Source organism: Romboutsia sp. 13368, assembly GCF_018336475.1.
Taxonomy (GTDB): Bacteria; Bacillota; Clostridia; order Peptostreptococcales; family Peptostreptococcaceae; genus Romboutsia.
Genome location: NZ_CP048741.1, coordinates 1,496,242 through 1,498,695, shown reverse-complemented (window position 1 = coordinate 1,498,695; position 2,454 = coordinate 1,496,242). Strand labels below are relative to the sequence as shown.

The window sequence follows — 2,454 nt, the reverse complement described above, 5'->3', positions numbered from 1 at the left end:
GTATAAGTAAATTTAATACTTAGAGAGTTGCTTGTACTTAAGGAGGAATATTATGAATAACGATAAAGAACCTATTGGAAAATATATATCTTTAATATATAGAAAAGGAAATTGTTTTATAACTAAAGAAGTTTCTAAATTTGGAATAGGTTCAGGACAAATAATGTTTTTGATACAACTATATAAAAAAGATGGTATTAGTCAAGAAGAGCTATCTGAGAATTTACATATAGATAAGGGAACTACTTGTAGAGCTATAAAAAAGCTTGAAGAAGAAGRTTTCTTAATTAGAGTTAAAGATGAAAATGATAAAAGAGCTTATAAATTGTACTTAACTGAAAAATCAAAAGAAATAGAATCAAATATAAAAAATATATTATATGAATGGGAAACACATATATCAAAAGGACTTTCAAAGGAAGAAACTGAGATTTTATTTAGTATGTTAAAAAAAATATGCATAAATCAAAATATTTAATAGGAGGGTAAAATGAAAGATAATCAACAAATTTTAGGTACAGAACCAGTAGGAAAATTACTATTAAAATATTCTCTTCCAGCTATTATCGGTATGATAGTAAATGGACTATACAATGTAGTAGATAGAATATTTATTGGAAATATTCCAGGGGTTGGACCACTTGCTATAACAGGATTAGGTGTTACTATGCCTATTATGACCGTAATATTAGCATTTGGTATGTTAGTTGGGGTTGGAGCTACAACTAATATATCTATAAAGTTAGGTCAAGGAAAAAGAGAAGAAGCAGAAAACATAATAGGAAATGCTATTTCACTATCAGTAATAATAGGKTTAATAATTAGTGTTTTAGGGTTAACATTTGGAAATCAAATATTAAACATGTTTGGGGCTAGTGAAGGTAGTTTACCTTATGCAAAAGCATATATAAATATAATATTATTAGGTAGTGTATTTAACTTATTAGGATTTGTTTTTAATAATGCTATAAGAGGAGACGGTAATCCTAAGCTTTCTGCAACAATAATGGTTACTGGATGCCTTACAAATATTGTTTTAGATGCATTATTTATATTTGTATTTAATATGGGAATACAAGGAGCAGCTCTTGCAACTATTATATCTCAATTTATAACTGCAGCTTGGGGATTATCTTATTATWTAAGWGGAAAATCTAATTTAAAGTTTAGAACTTCTAGTTTAAAGTTAAATAAAACTTTAGTAGGTGCAATATTTGCAATAGGATGTGCTCCATTTGCAATGCAAATAGCAGCAAGTTGTGTTCAAATAATATGTAATAATTCACTTAGAACATATGGAGGAGATTTAGCTATAGGGGCTATGGCTACTATAAACTCTATAATAATGATGGTAGGTATGCCAATAGTTGGTATAAGTCAAGGTGCTCAACCTATAATAGGATTTAACTATGGTGCAAAAAAATATGACAGAGCTCATAAGACTTTAAAAATAGCTATAACAGCTGCAACAATAGGATTATTATGTGGATGGATGGTAGTTCAATTAGCACCAGAACCAATAGTAAGTATGTTTAATAGTGATGAAAATCTTGTAAGTATATCAATTGATGGAATTAGAAAATACTTAAGTATGATGCCATTAATAGGAGTATCTATGATAGGCTCAAATTACTTCCAAGCAATTGGTAAAGCTAAACATGCTATGGTTTTAAGTTTACTTAGACAGGTAATTTTATTAGTTCCTATGATGGCGATATTACCGAAAATATTTGGATTAGATGGTATTTGGTTTGCTCAACCAATAGCAGATGCTATATCATTTACAGTAACGGCAGTATTATTAGTTAGAGAAATTAAGTCACATAAAGTTAAAGCTAATGATGAGTTAGAAGTAAATAATTTATCAATGGAAATGTAATATAAATTTGAAGGTAGGGGTAATACTCCTACTTTTTTAATTACAAGGAAAAAACATTAAATTATCATAATATTATAATTTTAAGTGATAAATTTTACTTATACTTAATAAAAACAAGGTTTAAGTTAATACGATAGATTATGTATTTATCTAATATGTTATAATAAGGATATAATATAGAGATAGATAACAGATTATAACTAAAGAAAGGAAGATTGATATGTATACAAAATCATCCTATACAAAGCTAACGGAAAATAGAATAGATAAAAATGAAAAGAAAAGCAATTGGGAAGTAGCAATCGGATTAAATGAAGTAGATAATTTAAAACCTTCAAAATATCTTATAGAATTAATGCAAGATTCTATAGAAGGTAGAAAATCATATAAAGAAGTAGAAAATGCCCTATATTCATATTACAAAGAACTTGATCCTAATGATGAAGCAGTTGTCCWKACAGTTTATCAATGGTTCCAAATGAAAGTATGTATAGAATAAGTGTAAAAAAGATAAAAAATGGATTAATAAGCTCTTACTTACATGATAAATTAGAAATAGGGGATAAAATAGAGGC

3 protein-coding genes are annotated in these 2,454 nt (G+C 27.5%); all 3 read left to right on the top strand.

What is annotated here, in order from left to right; genetic code table 11:
• Window positions 1–52 precede the first annotated feature (52 nt).
• Window positions 53–478 (top strand): MarR family winged helix-turn-helix transcriptional regulator, encoded by a 426-nt coding sequence (locus G3997_RS06065; protein ID WP_296644435.1) that lies wholly within the window; start codon window positions 53–55, stop codon window positions 476–478.
• A gap of 12 nt (window positions 479–490) precedes the next feature.
• Window positions 491–1,879, top strand: coding sequence for an MATE family efflux transporter (locus tag G3997_RS06060; protein ID WP_296644433.1), 1,389 nt, complete (start codon window positions 491–493; stop codon window positions 1,877–1,879).
• 220 nt (window positions 1,880–2,099) lie between these two features.
• On the top strand, window positions 2,100–2,378 hold the full coding sequence (locus tag G3997_RS06055) for an antitoxin VbhA family protein (protein WP_296644430.1): 279 nt from the start codon (window positions 2,100–2,102) through the stop codon (window positions 2,376–2,378).
• The last annotated feature ends 76 nt before the right edge of the window (window positions 2,379–2,454 follow it).